The sequence below is a fragment of the Streptomyces sp. NPDC033136 genome (assembly GCF_055578235.1).
Window position 1 is genome coordinate 303,138 of the sequence record NZ_JBVIPD010000004.1, and the last position, 24,014, is coordinate 327,151.

Genomic DNA, 24,014 nt, shown 5'->3' on the forward strand with positions numbered 1-24,014 from the left:
AACGGTCAGCCCTTGTTGGCGCCCAGGGTCAGGCCGCTGACGAACTGGCGCTGGAGCGCGAAGTACACGATCAGCGTCGGGATCGCGGTGAGCAGCGCGCCGGCGGCGACCAGGTTGGGGTCGGTGAAGTACTGGCCGGAGAGGTTGTTCAGCGCCGAGGTGATCGGCATGTTCTCGCCGGTGGAGATGAGGACGATGGCCCAGAAGAAGTCGTTGTAGATCCAGATGGACAGCAGGGTGGCGAGGGCGGCCATCGCCGGCTTGCACAGGGGCAGCACGATCTGCCAGTACAGCCGCCAGACGGAGGCACCGTCGACGAGGGCGGCCTCGGTCAGCTCGTGCGGCAGGGAGCGCATGTAGTTGCTCAGCACGAACGCGCAGAAGCCGGACTGGAACGCCACGTGGATCAGCACCAGGCCGAGCGCGGAGTCGTAGAGCTTGCCGCTCATGGTGATGCCGGGCAGGTCGATCAGCAGGTACAGCCGGTACAGCGGGGTGATGATGACCTGCTGGGGCAGCAGGTTGCCCGCCGTGAAGACCAGCAGCAGCGCCAGGTTGAGGCGGAAGTCGAAGCGGCTGACGTAGAAGGCGACCATCGACGACAGCAGCAGCGTCAGCAGCACGGCCGGGACCGCGACCAGCAGCGTGGTGCCGAAGTAGTGCAGCATGTCCGACTGCTGGAAGGCGTCTGTGAAGTTGTCGAAGGTCAGCTTGTCGGGCCAGGAGACGTAGCCCTTCTCGCTGGTCTCCGCGTACGGCCGCATCGCCGCGAGCAGCGCCCACAGCAGGGGCGCCAGCCAGGCCAGTGCCGTGACGACGAGGAAGGTGTGCAGCAGAATCCGGGCGGGCCGGATCGGGGTGCGCTGCTTGCGCGGGGCGCCAGAGTTCAAAGGGGCGGTGCGGAGCGCCACGTTCAGGGTGGTGGTGGGCGACGGGTGGGAGCTCATGCGCGCCGCTCCTTCCGGAAGGTGGCGATCAGATAGGGGATGATCACCGCGAGCGAGATCACCAGCAGGACGACGGCGATCGCGGAGCCGTAGCCGATGCGGCTGGACTCGCCGATGATGTTGTTGGTCACCAGGATCGACAGCAGCTCGGTGCCCTGGGCGCCCTTGTTGAAGACGAAGACCAGGTCGAAGGCGCGCAGGGCCTCGATGATCGTGACGACCAGGACGACGGTGTTGGTCGGGCGCAGCGTCGGGAAGACGACGTTCTTGAACGTCTGCCACTCGCCGGCGCCGTCCAGGGCGGAGGCCTCGCGCAGGGCGGGATCGACGCCCTTCAGGCCGGCCAGGTAGAGGATCATCATGTAGCCGGTGTGCCGCCAGGACGCGGCGATGAGCACGGCCCACAGGTTGAGGTCCGGGTCGCCGATCCAGTCGATGTAGTGGCCGGGCTTGTTGGCGCCGATGATGCTGTTGATCAGGCCCGTGTCGGGGTTGTAGACCAGCTGCCAGACGAAGCCGATGACCGCCAGGGACATCACGACCGGCAGGAAGAACGCGGTCTGGTAGACGCGGCTGAAGCGGATCCTCTTGTCCAGCTGCACGGCGAGGAACAGGCCGAAGGGCGTGGGCAGCACGATGAGCACCACGAACCAGATCACGTTGTGCTCGACGGCGGGCCAGAACTGCGGGTTGGTGGTGAACAGTTCCTTGAAGTTCTGCAGGCCGACCCACTGGATGGCGCCGAAGCCGATGCCGTCCCAGGTGGTGAAGGCCAGCGCGATGGAGGCCAGCGCCGTCAGCCACACCAGGGCGACGTGCAGGACCGTCGGCAGGCCCGCCATCAGGCCGAGCGTGATGCGGTCGCGGCGGGTGAGGAGGCGCCGGTGCCCGTGGGGCGCCTCGGCGGGCTCGGGCACGGGGGCGGGCCCCGGAGCCGGCGCATCGGCCGGCTCCGGAGCCTGTACGGGGGTGGCAGTCATGTCAGATCCGAGTCGTCCGGTCTCCGTTTCCGCTGTCAGGAGGAGGCGAAGATCGTCTTTTTCTGGCGCTCGATCGACGAGAGGACGCTGTCGACGTTCTTGGGGTCGCGGACGAAGTTCTGGAGCGCGGGCTGCATCACCGTGGAGGTGAAGTCCGGGCGGGAGTCGCGGTCCATGAACTGCGTCAGGCTCTTCGCGCCGGAGATCATCTCGTACGCCTTCTTCTGCAGCGGTGTGTACGAGGAGGTGTCGGCCTTGGTGGAGGCGGCCACCACGTTCGGGTCGGACTTCAGGTAGATCTGCTCGGCTTCCGGGGTGCCCAGGAACTCCAGCAGCTCGGCGGCGCCCGCCTTGTTCTTCGGGGCCTTGGAGAGCATGAAGCCGTCGGTCGGCGCCTCGACGGTGTCCTGGCCGAACTGCGGGTCGATCTCCGGGAAGGCGAAGAAGTCAAGGTCGTCCAGGTCGGCCTTGTTCGTGAACTGCTGGCCGACGAAGGTGCCCAGCAGGTACATGCCCGCCTTCTTCGCCACCAGCGTCTGCGCCGCGTCCTGCCAGGTGCGGCCCACCGCGCCCTCCTGGTGGTACGGCAGGATCTCCGTCCAGTGGTCGAAGACCTTGCGCACCTTGGCATCGGTCCAGGAGGCCTTGCCCGCCATCAGCTCGACGTGGAAGTCGTAGCCGTTGGTGCGGAAGTTGATCTGGTCGAAGGTGCCCATCGCGGGCCAGGCGTCCTTGTCGCCGAAGGCGATCGGGACCAGTCCGTCCTTCTGCATCCGCTTGCACAGGGCGACGAGGTCGTCCCAGGTGGTGGGGACCTCGTAGCCGTGCTGGGCGAAGACGCTCTTGCGGTAGAAGACCGCCCACGGGTACGTGTACAGCGGCACGAAGTAATACTTGCCGTCCTCGCCCTTGCTGAGCTTCTTCATCGCCTCCGGGAAGTTCCCGCCGATCTTCTGCCACACGTCGTCGATCGGGGTGGCGAGCTTCTTCGACGCGAAGAACTGCATGCGGTAGCCGGCGAACCAGGTGAACACGTCGTCGGGCGTGCCCTGCAGATAGGAGTTGATCTGCTCCTGGAACGTGTTGTGGTCCTTGGTGTTCACGTCGACCTTGATGCCGGACTTCTTGGTGAAGGCGGCGTAGATCTCGGCGAACGCCTTCTTCGGCACCGCGTCCGAGGAGTTGGACCCGAGGCTGACCGTCTTCGGGTCGGCGGCCGTGCCACTGCCGCCGCAGGCGCTCAGCAGGGGTATGCCGGCGCCGAGGAGGGTCGCGCCGCCCATGCCGCGCAGGAGAGTGCGGCGGCTGGGAGCGGGGAGGGAGAGGCCTGAGGGGGAGAGGTCGCGCATGAACGGCTCCTGGGGGCAGGGTTCGGCCACGAGGGTGCGGCATGAAACCCGGTCCAAATCGACCAGAAATCAACTTGACCGAACACGGTGGCGCCATAACAGCCGTATGTCCGGTCATGCGTCAAGGGCCGTCACCTCCGTTTGTCGAAACGTGACCGATACGTGAGCGTGGAGGCTCCCGGGAGGAGGTGAGGACCGGCCGACGAGAGCGGAGGACAGATCGGCCGCCAGCTCCCGCTCGTTCGCCAGGAGCTGGACGACCTGGTCGGCCATCGAGTTGAACGCGACCGCCGCCAGCCGCAGTTCGGTCGGGCCCTCCTCGGGCACGCGGGCGCCCAGCTTGCCCTCCCCCAGTTCACGCGCCCCCTCGACCAGGCGCTGCGCGGGCCGGACCATCCGGACGCCCAGCCGGTCGGCGACCGCGACCGAGCCGAGGACCACTGAGTACCGTACGGGGTCGACGTGGCGACGTGGGGTCGACGTGGGGTCGACGTGGGGTCGACGGCACCCTCGGCCCGGGGTTCGTGCGGGCCGCTCGGGCTACCTGAACACCGACGCGGGTGGCGCCGGTGAGGCCACCGCCGCGAGGTCCGTGACGGGGGCGGCCCCGCCGGTGAAGTCCGTCAGCGTCCTGCCGTGCGCGACCCGGCCGGGGTGCGGGTCGGAAGCGGCGCGGCGGGTCAGTTCCGCGACGGGCAGCGGGTGGTCGGAGGCGACCAGGACGGCGTTGCCGAAGCGTTTGCCGCGCAGCACCGTCGGGTCGGCGATCAGCGCGAGGTGCCCGAAACGGGCAGCGGCGGTGGCGATCTGGCCTCGCAGGTGGGCGAGCGGCGGCCCGTCGGCGAGGTTGGCGGCGTGGACACCGCCCGGCCCCAGGGCCCTGCGGACGTCGTCGAGGAACTCGGTCGAGGTCAGGTGGGCCGGTGTCCGGGCTCCGCTGAACACATCGGTGACCACGAGGTCGGCCCAGCCGTCCGGCACCTTGGCCAGTCCCTCACGGGCGTCGACGGACCGTACCCGCACGCGCGCGTTGGGATCCAGCGGCAGTTCGCGGCGGACCAGTTGGACGAGGGCGCCGTCCCGCTCGACGACCTGCTGGGTGGAGCGGGGCCGGGTGGCGGCGACGTAGCGGGCGAGGGTGAGGGCGCCACCTCCGAGGTGCACGGCGTGCACGGGCCGGCCGGGCGGGGCGACGAGGTCGATGACGTGCCCGAGGCGGCGCTGGTACTCGAAGGACAGGTACGACGGGTCGTCCAGGTCGACGTGCGACTGCGGGGCTCCGTCGATCACCAGGGTCCAGGCCCGGGCCCGCTCCCGGTCGGGGATCAGCTCGGCGAGCCCGCCGTCGACGCTCTCGACGACGGCCTCCGCACGGGCCTGTCTGCGCCGGCCGCTCCTGGACTTTCCCATGGGGTCATTATCGGGGTGGCCCTGTTGAGCGGGGCGTACGCTCCACCGCCCGGCCCGCGAGGCCCCACCCGGCCCGGCGCCACAGCGCGGGTGGCCTGTCCCACGGGAAACCGGCTCCGCCCCGTCCGGCGCCCGGGTCTTCCACCTCCCCCGAGTTCCCCGCGCCTCAGCGGCAGCTGTCCGCCGCCTTGATCGTCCGGGCCGCCTCGCCCAGGGCCTTGCGCAGTACCGCGGGGTCCGTCGCGAGGTCCGCCTCGCCGGGCGGGAGCAGCCAGTCCGACCCCTCGACCGGAGGCGCGGGCGCCAGGGTCGGTCCGTGTCCGCCGGTCTCCGTGCACGTGCTCCCCGGCACGTCCCACGCCGCCGCCGTCCCGGGCGGGACCAGGAAGCCCAGCGTGCCCCCGCCGTCGTCGTGCAGGACGGGTCCCACCGCTTCCCCGGGGCCGCGCCGCAGGATGTCGACCGCCTCCAGTCCCTGCCGTGCGGGCACCGTCACGACATCGCAGCCCGCCGCCCGTGCACACGGCGGCGTACGAGGATCGCTGATCCGGCTGGTATCCATCCCGGCCTCCACCACGAAAACCCCTGCTTGGACGAGCGGTCGGGAGGCGGGGGCCTTCTCCCGGTCCACGGTGTCAACGCGGCGGACCGTCAACGGCTACGGCGGAAGTCAGCCACAAAGGATGGCACTTCATGGCAGATCACGGATGAGATATCCGGTTTGTAGTCAAACCCAGCGTGAGGGCTCCGACACAGCAGGTACGTTCTTGCCCGCCGGACCCAGGGCCGACGATGCGGATAACGCGTGACAAGCCACCCTGAATCCGGCATGGTTCGATGGTTCGCACGAGAGGACCCGGCCATGGCGTCGTCAACGGTGACCTCATCTCAGCCCCACCGGCCACCACGGCCGAACCTCGTCTTCCGGCACCTGCGCGGACAGCGCTCGCCGACCGAGTTCGCCGCGGTGATCCGCCGGGCCGGAATGGAGATCGGTGAGCAGGTCAGCTGTGACGCGCGGTACATCGGCCGGGTCGAAGCGGGCGAGATCCGGTGTCCCAACTACGCGTACGAACGGGTGTTCCTGCACATGTTCCCAGGCCGCACGCTCACCGACCTGGGGTTCGCGCCGCGCTCGTCGGTACGCGGACGCCGGGCGCGCGACACCGAGGACGTACCCCCGACGCGCACCACGAACCCGGCGAACGCCACCAGTGAGACCAGTGGGGCGTGCGAGCCGTATGCAACGCAGAACCCGCACGACCCGCATGACCCGTACCACCCGCACGACACCTACGAGGAGAGCGACGTGCTACGTCGCGCGTTCATGACCGGCGGGGGCGCCACGGTGGCCGCCGCCTCGCTGGGGCCCGTCGGCCTCGCCCGCGACGCCGCGGCGGCTCAGCGCCCCGTGCGCCGCGCCGGGGCGAGGGACGCGGGCGCCCTGGAAGAAGCCGTCATCCGGATCCGGCTGCTCGACGACCGGCACGGGGCGGACGGCCTCTACCGCCGCGCCGCCGCCCCGCTGCGCGCGGCCTACGCCCTGCTGGACGCCGGCACGACCCGGCAGACGACGGCGGACCGGCTCTACTCGGGCGCCGGTGAACTGGCCATCTCCGTGGGCTGGCTGGCCCACGACTCGGGGCGCTTCGACGACGCCCGCTCCCACTACGCCGAGGCCCTGGCGACCGCCCGCATGACGGGCGACCCGGGTCTGGAGGCGCACGCCTTCTGCAACACGGCGTTCCTCGCACGCGACGCGGGCCGGCCGCGCGAGGCGGTCCGGGCCGCCCAGGCCGCACAGCGCGTCGCACGGCCGGTGGGCTCGGCCCGGCTGATGTCGCTGCTCGCACTGCGCGAGGCGGGCGGCTGGGCCGGCCTCGCCGACCGCGTCGGCTGCGAGCAGGCCCTGGCCCGGGCCCAGGCCCTCTTCGAACGCGGCCTCTCGGACACCGACCCCGAGTGGATGAGCTTCTACGGAGAGGCCGAACTGGAGGGCCTGGAAGCGCAGTGCTGGTCCACCCTCGGCGACTGGCCCCGGGCGGCCCGGCACGCGCGCCGGGCGGCGGAGCTGCAGGATCCGCACTTCACGCGCAACATCGCGCTGTACACCGCGGAGCTGGCGGACGACCTCGCGCGGGGCGGCCGGCCGGACGAGGCGGCGGTGGCGGGGATGAAGGTGCTGGATCTGCTGGAGGAGGTCCAGTCGTCGCGCGTCCAGACGATGCTGGCGGCCACGGCGCGGGTGCTGCTGCCGCACCGGAGGGCTTCGGGGGTGTCGGCGTTCCTGGAGAGGCACGCCTCGCTGCCGCGTATGGCATGAGCCGGACCTGATCGAGGCCTGACCCGGACCTGGTCCAGGTCTGATCCAGCTCTGATCCAGGTCTGATCCAGAACTGCCCCGGGCCTGCCCCGAACCTGCCCCGGATCTCAGGCCAGGTGTCCCAGGTCGTTCCAGCTCTCGATCGCCGGCTCCCCGTACGCCCAGCCCAGCACCGACAACGACGTCGGGTTCAGCCGTATCCGCGCCGCGAAGTCGATCGGCAGGCCCAGCCAGCGCGCCCCGATGGACCGCAGGATGTGCCCGTGGGCGAAGACCAGGACGTCCCGGTCCTCGGAGCGCGCCCAGGAGACCACCTCGTCCGCCCGGGCCGTGACGCCGGCGAGCGTCTCGCCGTCCGGGACACCGTCGCGCCAGATCAGCCAGCCGGGCCGGGCGGCCTGGATGTCCGCCGGGGTCATGCCCTCGTACGCCCCGTAGTCCCACTCCAGCAGCGCGTCCCAGGTACGCGCGCGGTCGCCGAAGCCGGCCAGTTCGCAGGTCTCACGCGCGCGTGCCAGCGGGCTGGTGCGCACCTCGACGCCCGGCAGCCCGTCGTACGGCGCCCGGTGCAGGCGTTCCCCGAGCAGCTTGGCGCCGCGCCGGCCTTCCTCCAGGAGCGGCACGTCGGTCCGGCCCGTGTGCTTGCCGGACAGGGACCACGCGGTCTGTCCGTGGCGGGCCAGGAGGATGCGCGCGGCCATGGGGAACCTTTCCGGATGAAAAACGCGAGCGGAACTCCTCCATCATCGCGCACCCTGGTCGCGGGCAACCCGGGGGGCGATCTCTGCGTCTTCGAGGTCCGGAGGGCGCCCCCGGGGGCGCGCGCCCACGCCGTAAAGTGGCACGGCCGACCGGGCTACGCGTGATGACCAAGGGGGAGGGCGATCGGATGCCGCACACCGAGACACCGGGCACCGAGGCGGCCCCCGCGGCCAGGCTGCGCTGGTGGACCGAGCTGCCTCTGATCCTTCTGGTCTACGCGTGCTACACGGCGGGCCGGCTCCTCGCCCGGGGCGACGTCTCCACTGCGGTCGACCACGGCCTGGCGATCCTGCGCATCGAGAAGGCCCTGTATCTCAACGCCGAGCATCCGCTCAACCGCCTCTTCACGCGCGAACCCTGGATAGGCATACCCGCCGACTTCTGGTACGCCTCGCTGCACTATTTGGTGACTCCCGCGATCCTGGTGTGGCTGTTCCGTTCGAGGGCCGTGCGCTACCGCGCCGCCCGCACCTGGCTGATGACGTCCACCCTCATAGGCCTGATCGGCTTCACCCTGCTGCCGACGTGCCCGCCCCGGCTCCTCGACGCGAGCCACGGCTTCGTGGACACGATGGCCCAGTACAGCTCCTACGGCTGGTGGGGCGGCGCGGCGAGCGCACCGCGCGGCATGGGGGGCATGACCAACCAGTACGCGGCGATGCCGAGTCTGCACGTGGGCTGGGCCCTGTGGTGCGGAGTGATGCTGTGGCGCTACGGCGGTACGCGCCTGGCGAAGGCGGCCGGTGTCGCCTACCCCCTGATCACGACGATCGTGGTCATGGGCACCGCCAACCACTACTTCCTCGACGCTGCCGCGGGCGCGGCCGTGATGGCCGCCGGGCTGCTGCTGGCGCCGATCGTGATGCGGACCGCGGACCGGGTCAAGGCACCGTTCGTGCCGCGCGTCGCACCGGTCGCGGCGGACTCTTCCGTCGCGGGTTCCTCGATTGTCAGTGCCGGATGCCAGACTTCCGCGGGTGAGCGAATTCCACGGCAGCGCGAGTCGCGGCTCGGAGCGGGAGCCGAGCCGAGTGCCTCCCCCCAGGACGCGGGGGACGGCGCTGCGGATAGGGGTCTCCCCTGCTCGAGCGCAGTCGAGAGCTTGGGGAAGGCTCGCTGAGCTGCGCGGCCCCGACGTACCCGCGAAGGCACTGGACGCGCGCGCTCTGGCGGCGCTGGCCGCCAACCCCGGTTGTGCGCGGCGCGCGATCCTCGACGGCGCCGGGGTGAACAAGGCGACGCTGGCGAGCGCGCTGGGCTCGCCGCCGGCCTTCGGGCAGTCGCAGTTCGCGCTCACGCGGGGCAACGCGTTCGAAGCGCGGGTCAAGGCCGACGGCGGTGCGGAGCTGCTGCGGCTGGTGCACGAGAAGCTGGACCGCTCGGCCGAGCCGCCCGCCGACGCGCGTGTGCCGGACCTCACCGCGCCCGGCCCGCAGGGGCGTACGGCCCGTACGGAACTGGAATTGCGGGAGGCCGTCGCGCACCCGGGCGAGTGGACGCTGCTCGACCACCCGATGCTCGCGCTGGACGTCGCGGGCTCCCCCGCGTTCCTGGAGCCGGACGCGGTCGTGGTGCACCCGGACGGCAGCTGGACGGTCGTGGAGATCAAGTCCTTCCCGCTGCTGGACGGGTCGGCGGACCCGGCGAAGGTCGGCGCGGCGGCCCGGCAGGCAGCGGTGTACGTGCTGGCGCTGGAGGAGGTCGCGGCCCGGCTGGACCCGGCCCCGCGCGTGCGGCACCGGATTCTGCTCGTCTGCCCCCGGGACTTCTCCAACATGGCGGCCGCGTCCGCCGTGGACATCCGCAAGCAGCGGGCGGTGACGGCCCGCCAGCTGGCCCGGCTGACCCGCATCGAGGACATCGCCGACGCGCTCCCCGAGGGCACGTGCTTCTCGCCCGAGCTGCCCGCCGGCGAACTGACGGCCGCCGTGGAGTCGGTCCCGGCGTCCTACGCGCCCGAGTGCCTGTCCACGTGCGAGCTGGCCTTCCACTGCCGGGGCCGGTCACGCGAGACGGGCGCGGTGACCTCGCTCGGCCGCCCGGTGCGGGCGGAGCTGGGCGGCCTGACGACCGTGGAGGACGTCCTCGCGGCCGCCCGCGGTGAGGCCGGCGATCCCGGTGATCCGGCGGTGGCGGCCCTGCGGCGCGCGGCCGCCCTGCGCGCCGAGGCACTGGAGGCGGCGTGTCGCTGATCTCCACCCTGGCCCGCCTCGAGGCCGTCAGCACCGGCCGCGCCCAGCCCGCCGCCACCGTCCGGCACCGGCATCTCGGCGACCACCCGCTGGTGTTCGTGCCGCTCGTCACCGCCGGTGAGGCCGGTGCCCCGCTCGGCGCGCTGGTCGGCACCGACCGGGACGCGCCGCGCCTGCTGGCCGTCCCGCAGCCCCGCGACCGCGACCTGCGGTTCACGTTCCTGGCCGAGCTGGCCGACATGCTGCTGCCGTACGTCGACGCGTACGCCGACGTCGTGGAGGCCGCCGAGCGCACCGAGACCGACCCGGAGACCGGCAAGCGGGTCAAGGTCGAGGTGGATCTGTGCGCGGACGCGCCCCAGCTGATCGTGCCGAGCCGGGCCGGCATCGACCTGGTGCGGCTCCTCGGGCGCTCCATGCGGTTCCGGCGCACGGCGGAGCAGGAGCCGGAGGCTCCGTATCCGGCGCCGCCGCGGGTGCCGCTGCTCGGGCGGTGGCTGACGCACTTCGGGGAGCGGGCCCGGGTGCCCGGTTCCTCGCTGCTGCTGGCGATGACCGACGTCCTGGGCCGGCACTGGGCGACCGGGCAGTCCACCCTGGAGGACCAGCACCTCGGGGCACTGCTCGCCTGGATCGACCCGCCCGAGGGCGTCACCGGCGCCGAGGCGGCGCTGCGGGCCGAGCTGGAGCGCGACGAGCAGGGGCAGCTGACGTGCCCCCCGGCCGGTCCGGCCACCGACCCGGCGTTCGACAACAAGCTGCTCGCCCCAGCCGTCGAGCGCTACGACCGGGCCCGCACGGCGCTCGCCGCCGCCGAGGACGGCCTGGAGGCCGACGACCGGTTCGGTGCGCTGGCCGCCGCCGAGCGGGAGATCCGGGACCTGGTGCTCAGCCGCACCCTGCCCACCTGGGACAAGGTCTGGCAGGGCCTCGACCTGCTGCGGGGGCTGCCCGAGGGGGCACATGTCGGGGAGCGGTGGACCCGCGACCGCTGGTCGTTCACCGGCCACCGCGACCGGGTCCTGGCCGGCGAGCCCCCGCAGCCGCGCCGCGACGACGCGGTCACCGCCGCGAACAAGCTCGCCACGCGCGAGCGCGAACAGGCCCGGCTGGAGGCGCAGGAAGCCCTCGACGACCCGCTGGTGATGGCGGGCCGGCGACTGTCCGGGGAGGCGTTCGCGGGGGAGGTCACCGATGTCGTGATGGCGTACAGCGACGGCAAGCGGCCCAGCCCGCGCCCCCTGGTCACGGTCCGCACGGACGACCGGCCGCATCTCGGGGAGCGGACGAAGGTGTACCGGTCGCTGGGCGGGAAGCCGCAGTCGGCGGAGTTCGTCGCGGCCGAGGAGGACGGGGCCTGCGTCGTGCTGCGGATCCTCGACAAGATGGGCCGCGGCAAGGAGCCCGAGCCGGGGTCGGTGCCGGAGAAGGGCGACCGGGTCTGCTTCACGCTCTTCGAGCACGAGCAGCGGGGCGGCGCGAAGCTGCCCGATCCGGAGCAGACGCCGTGGACGCACGGCGGGCCGCCCGGTGAGGCGGCCCTGGAGGCCGCCGACCCGGTGACCGAGGAGGATGTGCTGTGACCACGGTGTTCGACCCCTCGGCCGCCGCGGGCCGGGCCACGGACGCGATCCTCCACGACACGGTGCGGGGCACCGCGCGCGGTGTCGTCGTGGACTCCCCGCCCGGCGCGGGCAAGTCCACGCTGGTGGTCCGCGCGGCCCTCGAACTGGCCGAGGCCGGCCGCCCCCTGATGGTGGTCGCTCAGACCAACGCCCAGGTCGACGACCTCGTCCTGCGGCTCGCCGAGAAGAACCCCGAGCTGCCGGTGGGGCGGCTGCACAGCAGCGACGCCGACCCGTACGACAAGGCGCTCGACGGCCTGGAGAACGTCCGCAAGTCGGCGAAAGCGGCCGATCTCGCCGGGCTGGCCGTGGTGATCTCGACCGCCGCGAAGTGGGCCCATGTGAAGGTCGACGAGCCGTGGCGGCACGCGATCGTCGACGAGGCCTACCAGATGCGCTCGGACGCGCTGCTCGCGGTGGCCGGGCTGTTCGAGCGGGCGCTGTTCGTGGGCGACCCGGGACAGCTGGACCCGTTCGCGATCGTCGGCAGCGAGCAGTGGGCGGGCCTCGCCTACGACCCGTCGGCCTCGGCGGTGACGACCCTGCTCGCGCACAACCCGGACCTGCCCCAGCACCGCCTGCCGGTGTCCTGGCGGCTCCCGGCGTCCGCGGCGCCCCTGGTGTCGGACGCCTTCTACCCCTTCACACCGTTCCGCAGCGGCACCGGCCACGGCGACCGCTCCCTGTCCTTCGCCGTGCCGTCGGACGGCTCGGGCCCCGACCGGGTGATCGACGAGGCGGCCGCCGCGGGCTGGGGCCTGCTGGAACTGCCCGCCCGGCACACTCCGCGTACGGACCCGGAGGCGGTCCGGGCGGTGGCGGCGGTCGTACTGCGTCTGCTGGACCGCGGTGGCGCGGCGACCTCGGAGCGCTCCCCCGACCCCTCCCCCCTGACCGCCGACCGGGTCGCCGTGGGCACGGCCCACCGGGACCAGGCGGCGGCGGTCCGGGCCGCCCTCGCCGACCTCGGCGTCACCGACGTGGTCGTGGACACGGCGAACCGGCTGCAGGGCCGGGAGTACGACGTCACGGTGGTCCTGCACCCCCTCTCCGGCCGCCCCGACGCCACGGCCTTCCACCTGGAGACGGGCCGCCTCTGCGTCCTGGCCTCCCGCCACCGGCACGCCTGCATCGTGGTGTGCCGCGCGGGGGTGACCGACCTCCTGGACGACTATCCGTCGACCGAGCCGGTGCAGCTGGGCACGGTGGTGAAGTTTCCTGACGGTTGGGAGGCGAACCACGCGGTGCTCGCGCACCTGGCCGAACACCGGGTGGTATGGCGACCGTGACCCACGCCGGACAGAACCTCCCCCCCGCCTCCGCCGGCCGGAGGCCGGTACGCCGCCGGAGGCGGCCGATGAAACAGCCCTGACGGTTGGGAGGCGAACCACGCGGTGCTCGCACACCTGGCCGAACACCGGGTGGTATGGCGACCGTGACGCGCGTCGGCAAGAGGGGCGGCACGCGCGGACCCAGTCGGCTCGCGGATCTGGCCGGAACACCCCGTGTCCCGGCAGCCGTGGCGAACACCGGGTGGTGTGGCAGCCGTACCCACGACCACGATGCCCACTTGCGCGCCCGCGAGAGAATGGACGGTGGCCCGCTGCACCGGGCGGGTCATGCGCGACGTACGAGGAGGAGAAGACATGGCGGAGCCCACGCCGCGTCGGAACGAACCGCGGCTACGCCCCGCGCCCCTGCTCTTCGAGCCCGCGGAGGCGGCCTCGGATCCTGAGCACTTCTTCGACCTCGAGTCGATCGACGATCCCCGGGCGCTGCTGGCCCGGGCGACGGAGCTGACGCTGGCGTTCCGGGCCGCGGCGGACCGGGCGGTGGAGTTCCAGGCGATCGCGGCGGCGCAGCTGGCCGACCCCCGGCGGTTCGACCGGCTGACGACCGCGGACATCGCCGAGCGGGCCGAGTGGACCGAGGACTACGCCAAGAAGATGGTGGAGTTCGGGCGGGACCTGCTGCGGGGCGGTGCCGAGGACCGGGGGCCCGGCGACGCCCTGTGAAAGCGGCCCACGGCTGAAGCGGACCCGACCCCCAGGGCATATGCCAGGCGGGCAAGATACCCCCTCCCACCCCCTGCCGTCCCGGTTTCCCGCAACCCTCGGGAATCACGCGCTCACGGCCGGTAGACCTGGGTGCCATGAGCAGCGCATGGAACGCCTCCGATGTCACCCCGGACGGAGCCGCCTGGCTCGCGTCGGCAGGAACGTATCCGCGAAGCACGCTCGCCCTCTGGGAGGAGCGTCCGGACGCCCCGGTCGTGCTGCCCTGCGGCTCGGTCTTCGACGTGGTCAGCGCGCCCGCGGTGTTCGGGCGGCGGATGCTCGACCGGCTGTGGGACGACGGTCCCGGCTCGGGCCCGGTCGCGGAGCTCCGGTGCAGGATGCTGCTGTTCGCCGCGCCGGGCACCGCCCAGCGGCTGCCGGCGCTCCTGGAGTGGGAGGAGTGGGGCACCCGCGCCCGGGACGCCCAGGATCCGCGGGAAGCCCGGGAGTGCCGCACGGACGCGGTGCCCCCGCTGCTGTGCCACGGCACCGGCGACGCCGTGACCGTCCCGGCACCGGCGGAGAGCACCTCCCGCACCATCCCGGCGTCCGGTGGAGCCGCCGCCCCGGCCCGCTCCGGCTCCCGCTGGCTCGTGGCCCCCGACACCCGTCAGCCCTGGCTTCCCGGCCCCGAGGTACTGCTGTGGGCGGCCGTGCGGGCGGCCCGGTCCGCCGTGCGGATATCGATTTTTCCTCCCGCCGACCAGGATGCTAAGGTCTACGACGTCAGCAGGCGCCGCTAGCTCAGTTGGTTAGAGCAGCTGACTCTTAATCAGCGGGTCCGGGGTTCGAGTCCCTGGCGGCGCACAGACGACAAAAGGCCCCTCGCGAGAGCGAGGGGTCTTTCGCATACCCGGAACGGAGCGCCGCGCCCTCAACGGCCGACCGTGATCTTCACGGTCCAGGCCCCGGAGGCCGTCCGCCCCTCCACCTCCACGCGCACGCCCTCCCCCGGCACCGTGAAGCTCTCCCCGAGGGCGATCGGCGCGTCCGCGAGGGGCGGGTAGACGGAGTCCTCCCAGCACGCCTCGGTGTGCGGATGGGCGTCGATCACCTCGATCGGCCCGCCCCCCGACTGCGCGCCGCCGCGCACCCGGTACACGAGCACCCCCTGCTTGCACGCGGCCACGTCGTTGCCCACCGGCCCGCGCGCCTCCAGGGCGAGCACGGTGTCGGGCCCTGTCCGCACCACCGCGAGCTTGGCGCCCCGCCCGAGCCCGAAGGCCTGGGTGCCCGCGGCCCCCGTCGCCGGCCCTCCGGGCCCCGCCGCCAGTGGCTCCAGGGTCAGCCGGGCGGGCCCGGCGTCCCGCACGCACCGCACCTGCCTCGGATTCAGCCAGCCCAGCTTCCACTTGTGCCAGGCGAACAGGTCGGGGGCGAGTCCGAACTGGCTGCCCATCAGGTCCCAGTCGCCGACATGCGTGTCCCAGTCACCCTTGCCGTCCACGGGGCGGTGGTACAGGTCGGGCAGATCGAACACGTGCCCGGTCTCATGGGCGAGGACGAGCCGGTCCGGCGGATGCTGCTCGAACACCGTGACGATCCGGCGCAGGTCGGTGCCGTCGGCCCGCAGCGGACTCGTCAGGTTCACCACCTTGGTCGCGTCGGAGTCCACGCCGGGCGCGTCGGGGTCGGCCACGAAGTACACGATGTCGTAGCGCGAGAAGTCGACCTGCGGGTCGGTCACGGAGAGGGCGTCACGCAGATATGCGGCCCGGTGCCTGGGACTCCAGTCGCGCTGTATGTCGTAGGCGGTGGACGGCTGTGGCATCTGGATCCAGTGCCCGAGCGAGTGCGGGCGCAGGGTGAAGCGGCCGTAGGAGGCGCGTCCGAAGAAGCGGGTGGTGGCCGGGAAGTGGTCGGCGGTCAGCTCCTGCGGCGTGGTCAGCGGGTGGGCGTCCGGGAAGGACAGGAAGACCATGACCGCGTCCAGCGACCGGGCCGGGCGCGGATAGGCGGCGTTCCAGGTGTCCAGGCCCTCCGAGTGGTGGGCGTCGGTGCGGGTCAGGGCGCAGGGCGCGGCCGGGTCGGACTCGGCGACCGACGGGCCGGTGCCGAGGGAGGTGGCGGCCAGGGCCGACATGGTGGTGAACACGGCCGCGGTGCTGCGCAGTCGGGCGCGCGGAAACGGACGCGGCACGGGTACCTCCGGGTACGGTTCGCGGGACACCGCACCCAGCCTGTGATGATTTGTCGTACTGCGTCCTGTTTGCCTACACCAGTTGGGTGAAGGGGCCGAAAAATCACGGAAGCCGACACCCCTGAAGCGCTCACGGAACGTCACAACTGGTCGAGGGCCTGAAGAAGCCGCCCAAGGGCGAGCAGAAACGATCTGGCAGAAGGGCGGGTTGGTCCGGGACACTGGACACCGGCTGGAAGGCCCTGGGGCCAGCCTCTATGATCGGCACACTTTCCTGACCTTTCCTGCACGGACAGAGATCGAATACATGCGGGAGCGAGCGGTGAGCGGAACCTCCGAAGGGCCGGCGCCCGCGGCAGACCTCGACCGGCCGGTCGTCGCAGAGAGTGAGATCGACACGTCTCCCCGTACCGAGCCCCCGTCACGGCAGCCCTACCGCTCCGTCTTCACGGCCGCCCCGCTCGCCATGGCCGTCGTCGACCGCGAGGGCATGGTCGCCGACGCCAACGACGCGCTCGCCGCGCTGCTCGGCAGCTCCCCGGACGCGCTCGCCGGAGCCGTCGCCGCCGACCTGGTCGACCTCACCTCCGACGCCCGCACCTGGCACGCCTACCGCGAGGTGCTGCGCGGCCGGCAGTCCCGGCTGCGCTGCACGCGCCGCCTCAAGCACCCCGACGGGCACTCGCTGTGGGTGCAGGTGACGGTCGCCCCGCTGCCCGCCGAGGACCGGGGCGTGCTGCTGTCCGTCGCCGACATCAGCGGCCGCCGGGAACTCCAGGCCCGGCTGCGGCACTTGCAGATGCACGACCCGGTGACCCGGCTGCCCAACCGCACGCTGTTCTTCGAACGCCTGTCGGCCGCGCTGGAGGCGGAGTCGTACGAGGAGAGCGGCACGGGCCGGATCGGGCTGTGCTGCCTGGACCTGGACGGCTTCAAGGCCATCAACGACACCCTCGGCCACCGCGTCGGCGACCGGCTGCTGGCCGCCGTCGCCGAGCGTCTGACGCGCTGCGCGGACGAGGCCGGCCACTCCCGGACCAGCGTCCCGCTGGTGGCCCGGCTCGGCGGCGACGAGTTCGCGCTGCTCGTCGAGGACTCCACCGGCACCGAACAGCTGGCCGAGCTGGCCGAGTCGGCGCTGCGGGCGGTCCAGGACCCGTTCGACATCGCCGGCCAGCGGCTGTCGGTGTCGGCGTCGATCGGCGTGGTGGAGCGGCACGCGGCCGGGACGACGCCCACCGCCCTGATGCAGGCGGCGGACACGACGCTGTACTGGGCGAAGGCCGACGGCAAGGCCCGCTGGACCCTGTTCGACCCGGAGCGCAACGCCCACCGCATGACCCGCCAGGCCCTCGCCTCCACGCTCCGCCCGGCCATCGACCGGGGCGAGTTCCGGCTGGAGTACCAGCCGCTGGTGGGCATGGAGGACGACCGGCTGCACGGGGTCGAGGCGCTGATCCGCTGGCACCATCCCCAGTTCGGCGTACTGACGCCGAATCGGTTCATCGGGCTCGCGGAGGAGGACGGCTCGATCGTCCCGCTGGGCCGCTGGGTGCTGCGTACGGCCTGTCAACAGGCCCGCCGCTGGCAGCTGGACCACCCGGACGAGCCGCCGATCTTCGTCAGCGTGAACGTGGCGGTCCGCCAGATCTGGGACTCCGACCTGGTGGCGGACGTGGCGGAGACCCTGGCCGAGACGGGCCTGGCGCCGCACCTGCTCCAGCTGGAGCTCACCGAGTCGGCGGTGATGGGCTCGGCGGGCCGCCCGCTGCAGACCCTGAAGGCCCTCAGCGACATGGGCGTCCGCATCGCGATCGACGACTTCGGCACCGGCTACTCGAACCTCGCGTACCTGAGCCGGCTGCCGGTGTCGGTGCTGAAGCTGGACGGATCGTTCGTGCGGGGCTTCCAGTACGACGACCGGGAGGCGGCCGCCCGGGCGAACCCGGCCGACGAGGTCGTCGTCGAGGCGATGATCCAGCTCGCGCACCGGCTCGGGCTGACCGTCACGGCCGAGTGCGTGGAGACCTCGGCCCAGGCGACCCGGCTGCGCAGCATCGGCTGCGACACCGGACAGGGCTGGCTCTACTCCCGTCCGGTGCCGCCGGACCGTATCTCCGAGCTGCTGGGCACGCCGGATCTTCAGGCGGAGGCGGGCGTCGGCAAGCCGTAGGCGTCGGCGATGAGTTCGTAGGACCGCAGGCGGACCTCTCCGCCGTGCGCGTTGGCCGTGATCATCAGCTCGTCGGCGCCGGTGTGCTTGTGCAGGTCGTCCAGGCCGGAGCGGACCTCGTCGGCGGTGCCGTGGAGGACGTTGGCGTTCCAGGAGTCGACGAAGTCGCGCTCCACGGGGCTGAAGGTGTAGGCCTCCGCCTCCTGTGGGGTGGGCACCAGGCCGGGGCGGCCGGTGCGCAGCCGGACCATGCTGAGGGCGGCGGCCAGCACCTGGCGGCGGGCCTCCCTCTCGTCGTCGGCGGCGAGCGCGGAGACGCCGATGAGGGCGTACGGCTCGTCGAGCACGGCGGACGGCTGGAAGGACTCGCGGTACAGGTCCAGGGCGGGGACGGTGTTCCGCGCCGAGAAGTGGTGCGCGAAGGCGAAGGGCAGCCCGAGGGTGCCGGCGAGCCGGGCACTGAAGCCGGAGGAGCCGAGCAGCCAGAGCGGCGGGCGGTGCGGGGACTGGACACCGCCGGGAGAGGTGGCCTGGACGGGGCCCGGTACGGCGTGGATACGGCGGTAGGGGTGCCCGTCGGGGAAGTCGTCGTCGAGGAACCGGGTCAGCTCGGCGAGTTGCTGGGGGAAGTCGTCGGCGCCCTCGCCCGGCCGGTCGGTGCGGCGCAGGGCCGCGGCCGTGGCACCGTCCGTGCCGGGAGCGCGGCCGAGGCCGAGGTCGATCCGGCCGGGGGCCATCGCCTCCAGCGTCCCGAACTGCTCGGCGATCACGAGCGGGGCGTGGTTGGGCAGCATCACGCCGCCCGAGCCGAGCCGGATGCGGTCGGTGTGGGCGGCGAGGTGGGCCAGGATCACGGCCGGGGACGACGAGGCCACGCCCGGCATGGAGTGGTGCTCGGCGACCCAGTGGCGGTGGAAGCCGCGCCGCTCCGCGAGGCGGGCCAGGTCGACGCTGGTGCGCAGCGCGTCGGATGCGGTGCGGCCGGCCCCCACGGTGACCAGGTCCAGTACGGAGAGGGGGACGGGGGCGCTGCCCTGCGCTGCGCCGCGTATCTCGTCTGCCGCCACGGTGGGGTGCCTCCTGCTGTGGGCCGTGTGCTGTCGTTCCGGCTCTAACAGGGGACTGTCTCCGGTTATTCCGGTGAGGGCCGGGCGGGCGCACCGGCGGCGTGCTCCCAGTCGCCGCGCACACTGCCGTGCCTTCCGTTCCGCCACCGCCGCTATCGGTCGCAGGCCGGCCCTCGCCGTCTGCGGCAACCGTGGCAGGCGGCGAGGGCCGGCGCTCACGCCTGGACGATCGGCTCCCGTGTGAACAGCGCCCCCAGCTCCGGCGCGTTCACCCGCCGGTCCGCGAGGCGGAGGGCCTCCCAGACCGTGACCTGGTTGGCGGTGAGGACCGGCTTGCCGAGCTCCTTCTCCAGGGCCGCGATGTGGGCCGCCGTGTGGAGGGCCGTGTCGGGGAGGAGGAGGGCCTCGGCGTCGGGGTGGTCGGAGTCCCGGGCCATGGCCAGGAGTTCCGCCTCGCCCCAGGTGCCGACCTCGGCGGCCGTGATGATGCCGGAGCTGCTGGCCGAGACGACATCGACGCCGTCCGAGCGCAGGAACCGCGCGAAGAGCTGCGCCACGTCCTCCGGGTACGTCGCACCGATCGCGACCCGCCGTACCCCCAGTTCCCGTAGCGCGTGCACGAACGCGAAGGACGTGGAGGAGGCGGGCATGCCGGCCGTCTGGGCCAGCGCGCGGACCTGTTCCTGCGCGCCGTCCCAGCCGTAGACGAAGCTGCCGCTCGTGCAGGCCCACACCACGGCGTCCGCACCGGCGTGCCGCAGTTCCTGGACTCCCGCCGCCAGCCGCCCGGCGGAGCCCATCTCGAGCAGCGCGTCCACCCGGTGCGCGTCCTCACCGATGTCGGTGTGCACCAGGTCCACCCGGACGTCACTTCCCAGCAACTGCTCGATGCGCGGATAGTCGTCCTCGGCGGAGTGGCCCGGGTAGAGGAATCCCAGTGCTGTCATGTCCAGCCTTCCTGCTGCTGCTCTTCTTCCGGCACTACGGGACCGGGGTCCGCCCCCGGCGCTACGGGACCGGAACGCGCCGCCGGATTGATCAGCGCCTGATACGGCCCCACCGCACGGGTACCCAGTCGGCGCAGCGCCGCCCACATCGTCACTTGGTTGGCCGAGATCACGGGGATGCGCAGCTCGGCCTCCAGTTGGGGGATCACGTCGTAGGTGGGCAGGTTGGTGCAGCTGATGAACAGGGCGTCGGCGTCCCCGCGGACGGCCTGCCGGGCCATGTCCACGACCTCCCGGTAGGGGACCTTCCAGATGTGCCGGGTCAGGCCCATGAAGGCGCAGCCGGAGATCGTGACGCCCGCCTGGGCGACGTAGGCCTCCAGGGACCGGGTGACCGACACCGTGTACGGCGTGACCAGCGCGACCCGCCGTACGTCCAGTTCCACCAGGGCCTCCAGCAGCGCGCCGGAGGTGGTGATGGCGGGCACGGCTCCGGCCCGGCTCATCGCCTCGCACATCGCGCGCTCGCCCATCGTGCCGCCGACGAAGCTGCCCGACGTACAGGCGTAGGCCACGACCTCGGGGGCGATCGCGTTGAGGGTGCGGACCGCCTCGCTCAGCGTCTCGTGCTCGCTGACCAGGCGGGCGAGGTCGAGGCTCACCTCGACCGGCACGTACGGCGTGCGCGTCATGTGCAGGGAGACCTCGTCCGGTACCCAGCGCCACAGCTCGCGGTCGAGTGCGAAGTCAAAAGGGGCGACCACGCCGACCCCGCGCTGCGGGCTGGGCCCGCCGAGAAATGAGACGTCCATGGCAGGCACCGGCCTCACACTGGGCAACGAGTGTGCAACGGATCGTGGGAACGCCCGTGTTGACGACGGTAGGTTCGGGTGCGAGCGTGGTCAATCCGCCCGGATCACCCCTTGGTCAACGCCGGGTTAACTCGTCGTCACCGACCGGCGCCTCAAGGCCCGCCGGCCCCGCCGAACGGCTGGAGAAACGGCTGCTCATGTCCACCCCCACTCTGCTCGTCCTGGACGCCGAGCCCCTCCCCCGACTCGGCCGCCTCACCGGCCGCGCCCGTATCGAACACACCGACGCGGCGGGGCTCGCCGAGCGCCTCCCGCGCGCGGACGCACTCCTGGTGTGGGACTTCACCTCGCGCGCCGTACGGGACGCGTGGCCGGGTGAGGGTCCGCGGCCCCGCTGGGTGCACACGGCCAGCGCCGGCGTGGACCATCTGATGTGTCCGGAGCTCGCCGCTTCCGACACGGTGGTGACGAACGCGCGTGGCATCTTCGACCAGCCGATCGCCGAGTACGTGGCCGCGCTCGTGCTGGCGATGGCCAAGGACCTGCCGCGCACGCTGGAGCTGCAGCGGGAGCGGACCTGGCGGCACCGCGAGTCGCACAAGGTCGCCGGGGGCCGGGCCGTCGTGGTCGGTTCCGGACCGATCGGCCGGGCGATCGCGCACACCCTCGGGGCGCTGGGCATCACGACCGCGCTGGTCGGCCGCGCCGCCCGCACCGGCGTGCACGGCCCGGAGGACCTGGACCGGCTGCTGGCTCGCGCCGACTGGGTGATCGCGGCCGCGCCGCTCACGGAGCAGACGCACGGCATGTTCGACGCCCGCCGCTTCGGCGTGATGCAGCCGTCCGCCCGGTTCGTGAACATCGGCCGCGGTCAGCTGGTCGTCGAGGACGCGCTGGCCGACGCCCTCGCCAAGCAGTGGATCGCGGGCGCTGCCCTGGACGTCTTCGAGGCCGAGCCGCTGCCCGCCGACAGCCCGCTCTGGCAGGCCCCGGGCCTGATCGTGTCCCCGCACATGAGCGGCGACACCGTCGGCTGGCGCGACGAACTCGGGGCCCAGTTCGTGGAGCTGTACGAACTGTGGGCGGCCGGCGAGCCGTTGAGGAACGTGGTCGACAAGCGGCGTGGGTACGTACCCGGACACTGACATTCCTAAGGAGAGTGGATGACCGAGCTCACCGAGCTGACCGCCGTACGGCTCCTCGACGGGTACCGCAAGGGCGAGTGGAGTCCCGTCGAGGCGACCCGCGCGGCGCTGGAGCGGGCCGAGGCGGTCCAGCCGGAGGTGAACGCCTTCGTCCGGCTGACCGCCGAGGACGCGCTGGAGCGGGCCCGGGAGTCGGAGGAGCGCTGGCGGCGCGGTGAGCCACAGGGGCTGCTGGACGGGGTGCCGGTCACGGTCAAGGACATCCTGCTGCTGCGCGGCGCACCGACCCTGCGCGGGTCGAAGGCGGTGGACCCGGCGGGGCGCTGGGACGAGGACGCCCCGTCCGTGGCCCGGCTGCGGGAGCACGGCGCGGTCTTCATCGGCAAGACGACGACTCCCGAGTACGGCTGGAAGGGCGTGACCGACTCGCCGCTCAGCGGCGTGACGCGCAACCCGTACGACCCCGCGCGCACCGCGGGCGGGTCGAGCGGCGGCAGCGCGGCGGCCGTGGCGCTCGGCGCGGGACCGCTGTCGCTGGGCACGGACGGCGGCGGCAGTGTGCGGATCCCGGCGTCGTTCTGCGGGATCTTCGCGCTGAAGCCGACCTACGGGCGGGTGCCGCTCTACCCGGCGAGCGCGTTCGGCACGCTGGCGCACGTCGGGCCGATGACCCGGGACGCGGCGGACGCGGCGCTGCTGATGGACGTCATCGGCCGCCCGGACTCGCGCGACTGGTCGGCGCTCGCCCCGCCGCCCGGGGCGTACGCGGCGGGCCTGGCCGGCGGGGTGCGCGGCCTGCGGGTGGCGTACTCGCCGTCGCTGGGCGGGCAGGTGGCGGTGCGGCCGGCGGTCGCGCGGGCGGTGCGGCAGGCCGTGGAGCGGCTGGCGGAGCTCGGCGCGTACGTCACGGAGACCGACCCGGACCTCACCGACCCGGTGGAGGCCTTCCACACCCTGTGGTTCAGCGGGGCGGCCCGGGTGACCCAGCATCTGGGCCCGCACCAGCGCGCGTTGCTGGACCCGGGCCTGCGGGAGATCTGCGCGCGGGGCGCCCGCTACTCGGCGCTGGACTATCTGGCCGCGGTGGACGTCCGGATGGATTTGGGCCGCCGGATGGGCCGCTTCCACGACACGTACGACCTGCTCGTCACGCCGACCCTGCCGATCACGGCGTTCGAGGCGGGCGCCGAGGTGCCGAAAGGATCCGGCCACCGGCGCTGGACGGGGTGGACGCCGTTCACCTACCCGTTCAACATGACGCAGCAGCCCGCGGCGAGCGTGCCGGTCGGCACCGACGGGGACGGGCTGCCGGTCGGGCTGCAACTCGTGGCCGCCCGGCACCGGGACGATCTGGTGCTGCGGGCGGCCCACGCGCTGTACGAGGCTTAGGGGTCCTTCTGACGGATCTCCGTGGGAGAAGGAACGGCGTCCGGTGCGTGCTCTCGGCGTGCCGCGCGGAAGCCCTCGTAGCGGTGTTACTCGGGCTTTCGTGCGGTGCGGCGAGAGTGCGTGCCGGGCGTCGTGACGCCGCGGAGATCCGTCAGAAGGGCCCGGGGTGGCGTCGGCCGGACGGCTCAGGCCCTCCGGAAGCTGAGCGTCTCCCCCGCCGCTCCCGACCGCCACAGGTCGTTGCACGCCTCGGCCATGGTCTCCAGGCCGTCGACGACCTGGCCCCAGACGGTGCCGGGGACCCAGCCGACATCGCCGTTCAGCAGCAGGTTGTTGCGTTCGTAGAACAGGGCCAGGTCGACGAGTGTGGTCCCGGCGCGGACCTCGCGGTCGTAGCCGTACGCCTTGGTCCCCAACTCCGCCCCGGCGAAGGCGAAATAGCACAGGTCGCCGGGGATGGGGGTGACGGTCGGGTTCTCCAGTGGCGGTTCGGTCGCGGCGAAGGGCGGGAAGAGGGCGTAGATCTCGTTGCGTGCGTACTTCGCGTGGTAGACGTCGCCGGCGAGGGGCAGCGCGTCCCAGACGGCCGCGCAGGTGAGGGGGGCGCGGTCGTCCAGCAGCCGTGCGGTGCAGTGGATGTCGCGTTTGACCAGCGAGACTTCGATGAAGCGATCAGCCATGCCCTCCATGGCAGTG

General features: G+C 72.6%; 21 protein-coding genes, 1 tRNA gene and 1 pseudogene. 11 read left to right on the forward strand and 12 right to left on the reverse strand.

Features of this window, described 5'->3' with window-relative positions:
- Positions 1 to 5 precede the first annotated feature (5 nt).
- The 6 genes and pseudogenes from ACZ5TL_RS09630 to ACZ5TL_RS09655 all read right to left on the reverse strand — a co-directional run bounded on the left by ACZ5TL_RS09630 (position 6) and on the right by ACZ5TL_RS09655 (position 5,248).
- The gene (locus ACZ5TL_RS09630) at positions 6 to 947 is read right to left on the reverse strand and encodes a carbohydrate ABC transporter permease (protein WP_468588827.1); all 942 of its coding nucleotides are present in this window, start codon (positions 945 to 947) and stop codon (positions 6 to 8) included.
- Complete coding sequence (locus tag ACZ5TL_RS09635) at positions 944 to 1,927, reverse strand: carbohydrate ABC transporter permease (protein WP_468588828.1); 984 nt, start codon at positions 1,925 to 1,927, stop codon at positions 944 to 946. The genes ACZ5TL_RS09630 and ACZ5TL_RS09635 overlap by 4 nt, the downstream gene beginning before the upstream one ends.
- 35 nt (positions 1,928 to 1,962) lie before the next feature.
- A complete protein-coding gene (locus ACZ5TL_RS09640) occupies positions 1,963 to 3,276 on the reverse strand; it encodes an ABC transporter substrate-binding protein (RefSeq protein ID WP_468588829.1) in 1,314 nt (437 codons plus the stop codon).
- Positions 3,277 to 3,480: 204 nt separating this feature from the next.
- Positions 3,481 to 3,714, reverse strand: a pseudogene (locus tag ACZ5TL_RS09645) (HAMP domain-containing protein); the annotation flags it as partial.
- Positions 3,715 to 3,816: 102 nt separating this feature from the next.
- Positions 3,817 to 4,686 carry a spermidine synthase gene (locus ACZ5TL_RS09650; protein WP_468588830.1) on the reverse strand — a complete coding sequence of 290 codons (870 nt, stop codon included), beginning with the start codon at positions 4,684 to 4,686 and terminating at the stop codon, positions 3,817 to 3,819.
- Between the two features lie 166 nt (positions 4,687 to 4,852).
- A complete protein-coding gene (locus ACZ5TL_RS09655; RefSeq protein WP_468588831.1) occupies positions 4,853 to 5,248 on the reverse strand; it encodes a hypothetical protein in 396 nt (131 codons plus the stop codon).
- A 300-nt stretch (positions 5,249 to 5,548) separates the two neighbouring features.
- Between ACZ5TL_RS09655 and ACZ5TL_RS09660 the strand changes: the two genes are divergently transcribed.
- On the forward strand, positions 5,549 to 7,009 hold the full coding sequence (locus ACZ5TL_RS09660) for a hypothetical protein (protein ID WP_468588832.1): 1,461 nt from the start codon (positions 5,549 to 5,551) through the stop codon (positions 7,007 to 7,009).
- 107 nt (positions 7,010 to 7,116) lie between these two features.
- Here the strand turns inward: ACZ5TL_RS09660 and ACZ5TL_RS09665 are convergent, their stop codons facing one another.
- Positions 7,117 to 7,710, reverse strand: coding sequence for a histidine phosphatase family protein (locus ACZ5TL_RS09665; protein ID WP_468588833.1), 594 nt, complete (start codon positions 7,708 to 7,710; stop codon positions 7,117 to 7,119).
- A gap of 188 nt (positions 7,711 to 7,898) precedes the next feature.
- On the opposite strand from ACZ5TL_RS09665, the gene ACZ5TL_RS09670 reads away from it, so the two are divergent.
- From ACZ5TL_RS09670 to ACZ5TL_RS09700, 7 genes are all read left to right on the forward strand, one after another.
- Positions 7,899 to 8,891 (forward strand): phosphatase PAP2 family protein, encoded by a 993-nt coding sequence (locus tag ACZ5TL_RS09670; protein WP_468588834.1) that lies wholly within the window; start codon positions 7,899 to 7,901, stop codon positions 8,889 to 8,891.
- Positions 8,803 to 9,963: a hypothetical protein gene (locus ACZ5TL_RS09675; RefSeq protein WP_468588835.1), complete on the forward strand. Its 1,161-nt coding sequence runs from the start codon at positions 8,803 to 8,805 to the stop codon at positions 9,961 to 9,963. Before ACZ5TL_RS09670 ends, ACZ5TL_RS09675 begins: the two co-directional genes overlap by 89 nt.
- Entirely contained in the window at positions 9,954 to 11,546 is a 1,593-nt protein-coding gene (locus tag ACZ5TL_RS09680; RefSeq protein WP_468588836.1) for a hypothetical protein, read from the forward strand. The genes ACZ5TL_RS09675 and ACZ5TL_RS09680 overlap by 10 nt, the downstream gene beginning before the upstream one ends.
- A complete protein-coding gene (locus ACZ5TL_RS09685) occupies positions 11,543 to 12,877 on the forward strand; it encodes an AAA domain-containing protein (protein ID WP_468588837.1) in 1,335 nt (444 codons plus the stop codon). The genes ACZ5TL_RS09680 and ACZ5TL_RS09685 overlap by 4 nt, the downstream gene beginning before the upstream one ends.
- A gap of 357 nt (positions 12,878 to 13,234) precedes the next feature.
- Positions 13,235 to 13,603, forward strand: a complete 369-nt coding sequence (locus ACZ5TL_RS09690; RefSeq protein ID WP_468588838.1) for a hypothetical protein — start codon at positions 13,235 to 13,237, stop codon at positions 13,601 to 13,603.
- 137 nt (positions 13,604 to 13,740) lie between these two features.
- A complete protein-coding gene (locus tag ACZ5TL_RS09695) occupies positions 13,741 to 14,388 on the forward strand; it encodes a bifunctional DNA primase/polymerase (protein WP_468588839.1) in 648 nt (215 codons plus the stop codon).
- A tRNA-Lys gene (locus ACZ5TL_RS09700) sits at positions 14,379 to 14,452 on the forward strand. Before ACZ5TL_RS09695 ends, ACZ5TL_RS09700 begins: the two co-directional genes overlap by 10 nt.
- Before the next feature lie 67 nt (positions 14,453 to 14,519).
- Here the strand turns inward: ACZ5TL_RS09700 and ACZ5TL_RS09705 are convergent.
- On the reverse strand, positions 14,520 to 15,785 hold the full coding sequence (locus tag ACZ5TL_RS09705; protein ID WP_468589004.1) for a M6 family metalloprotease domain-containing protein: 1,266 nt from the start codon (positions 15,783 to 15,785) through the stop codon (positions 14,520 to 14,522).
- Between the two features lie 307 nt (positions 15,786 to 16,092).
- Here ACZ5TL_RS09705 and ACZ5TL_RS09710 point away from each other — a divergent pair, with 307 nt between their 5' ends.
- On the forward strand, positions 16,093 to 17,958 hold the full coding sequence (locus ACZ5TL_RS09710; protein WP_468588840.1) for a putative bifunctional diguanylate cyclase/phosphodiesterase: 1,866 nt from the start codon (positions 16,093 to 16,095) through the stop codon (positions 17,956 to 17,958).
- On the opposite strand, the gene ACZ5TL_RS09715 is transcribed toward ACZ5TL_RS09710, so the two are convergent.
- The 3 genes from ACZ5TL_RS09715 to ACZ5TL_RS09725 all read right to left on the reverse strand — a co-directional run bounded on the left by ACZ5TL_RS09715 (position 17,928) and on the right by ACZ5TL_RS09725 (position 20,784).
- On the reverse strand, positions 17,928 to 19,025 hold the full coding sequence (locus tag ACZ5TL_RS09715; RefSeq protein WP_468588841.1) for an LLM class flavin-dependent oxidoreductase: 1,098 nt from the start codon (positions 19,023 to 19,025) through the stop codon (positions 17,928 to 17,930). The two genes, ACZ5TL_RS09710 and ACZ5TL_RS09715, sit on opposite strands and share 31 nt — an antisense overlap.
- Before the next feature lie 215 nt (positions 19,026 to 19,240).
- Complete coding sequence (locus tag ACZ5TL_RS09720; RefSeq protein WP_468588842.1) at positions 19,241 to 19,972, reverse strand: maleate cis-trans isomerase family protein; 732 nt, start codon at positions 19,970 to 19,972, stop codon at positions 19,241 to 19,243.
- The gene (locus ACZ5TL_RS09725; protein ID WP_468588843.1) at positions 19,969 to 20,784 is read right to left on the reverse strand and encodes a maleate cis-trans isomerase family protein; all 816 of its coding nucleotides are present in this window, start codon (positions 20,782 to 20,784) and stop codon (positions 19,969 to 19,971) included. The genes ACZ5TL_RS09720 and ACZ5TL_RS09725 overlap by 4 nt, the downstream gene beginning before the upstream one ends.
- Before the next feature lie 197 nt (positions 20,785 to 20,981).
- Between ACZ5TL_RS09725 and ACZ5TL_RS09730 the strand changes: the two genes are divergently transcribed.
- The gene (locus ACZ5TL_RS09730; protein ID WP_468588844.1) at positions 20,982 to 21,929 is read left to right on the forward strand and encodes a D-2-hydroxyacid dehydrogenase; all 948 of its coding nucleotides are present in this window, start codon (positions 20,982 to 20,984) and stop codon (positions 21,927 to 21,929) included.
- A gap of 18 nt (positions 21,930 to 21,947) precedes the next feature.
- The gene (locus tag ACZ5TL_RS09735; RefSeq protein WP_468588845.1) at positions 21,948 to 23,318 is read left to right on the forward strand and encodes an amidase; all 1,371 of its coding nucleotides are present in this window, start codon (positions 21,948 to 21,950) and stop codon (positions 23,316 to 23,318) included.
- A gap of 185 nt (positions 23,319 to 23,503) precedes the next feature.
- Here the strand turns inward: ACZ5TL_RS09735 and ACZ5TL_RS09740 are convergent, their stop codons facing one another.
- Positions 23,504 to 23,998: a DUF3830 family protein gene (locus tag ACZ5TL_RS09740; protein ID WP_468588846.1), complete on the reverse strand. Its 495-nt coding sequence runs from the start codon at positions 23,996 to 23,998 to the stop codon at positions 23,504 to 23,506.
- Positions 23,999 to 24,014: the final 16 nt, after the last annotated feature.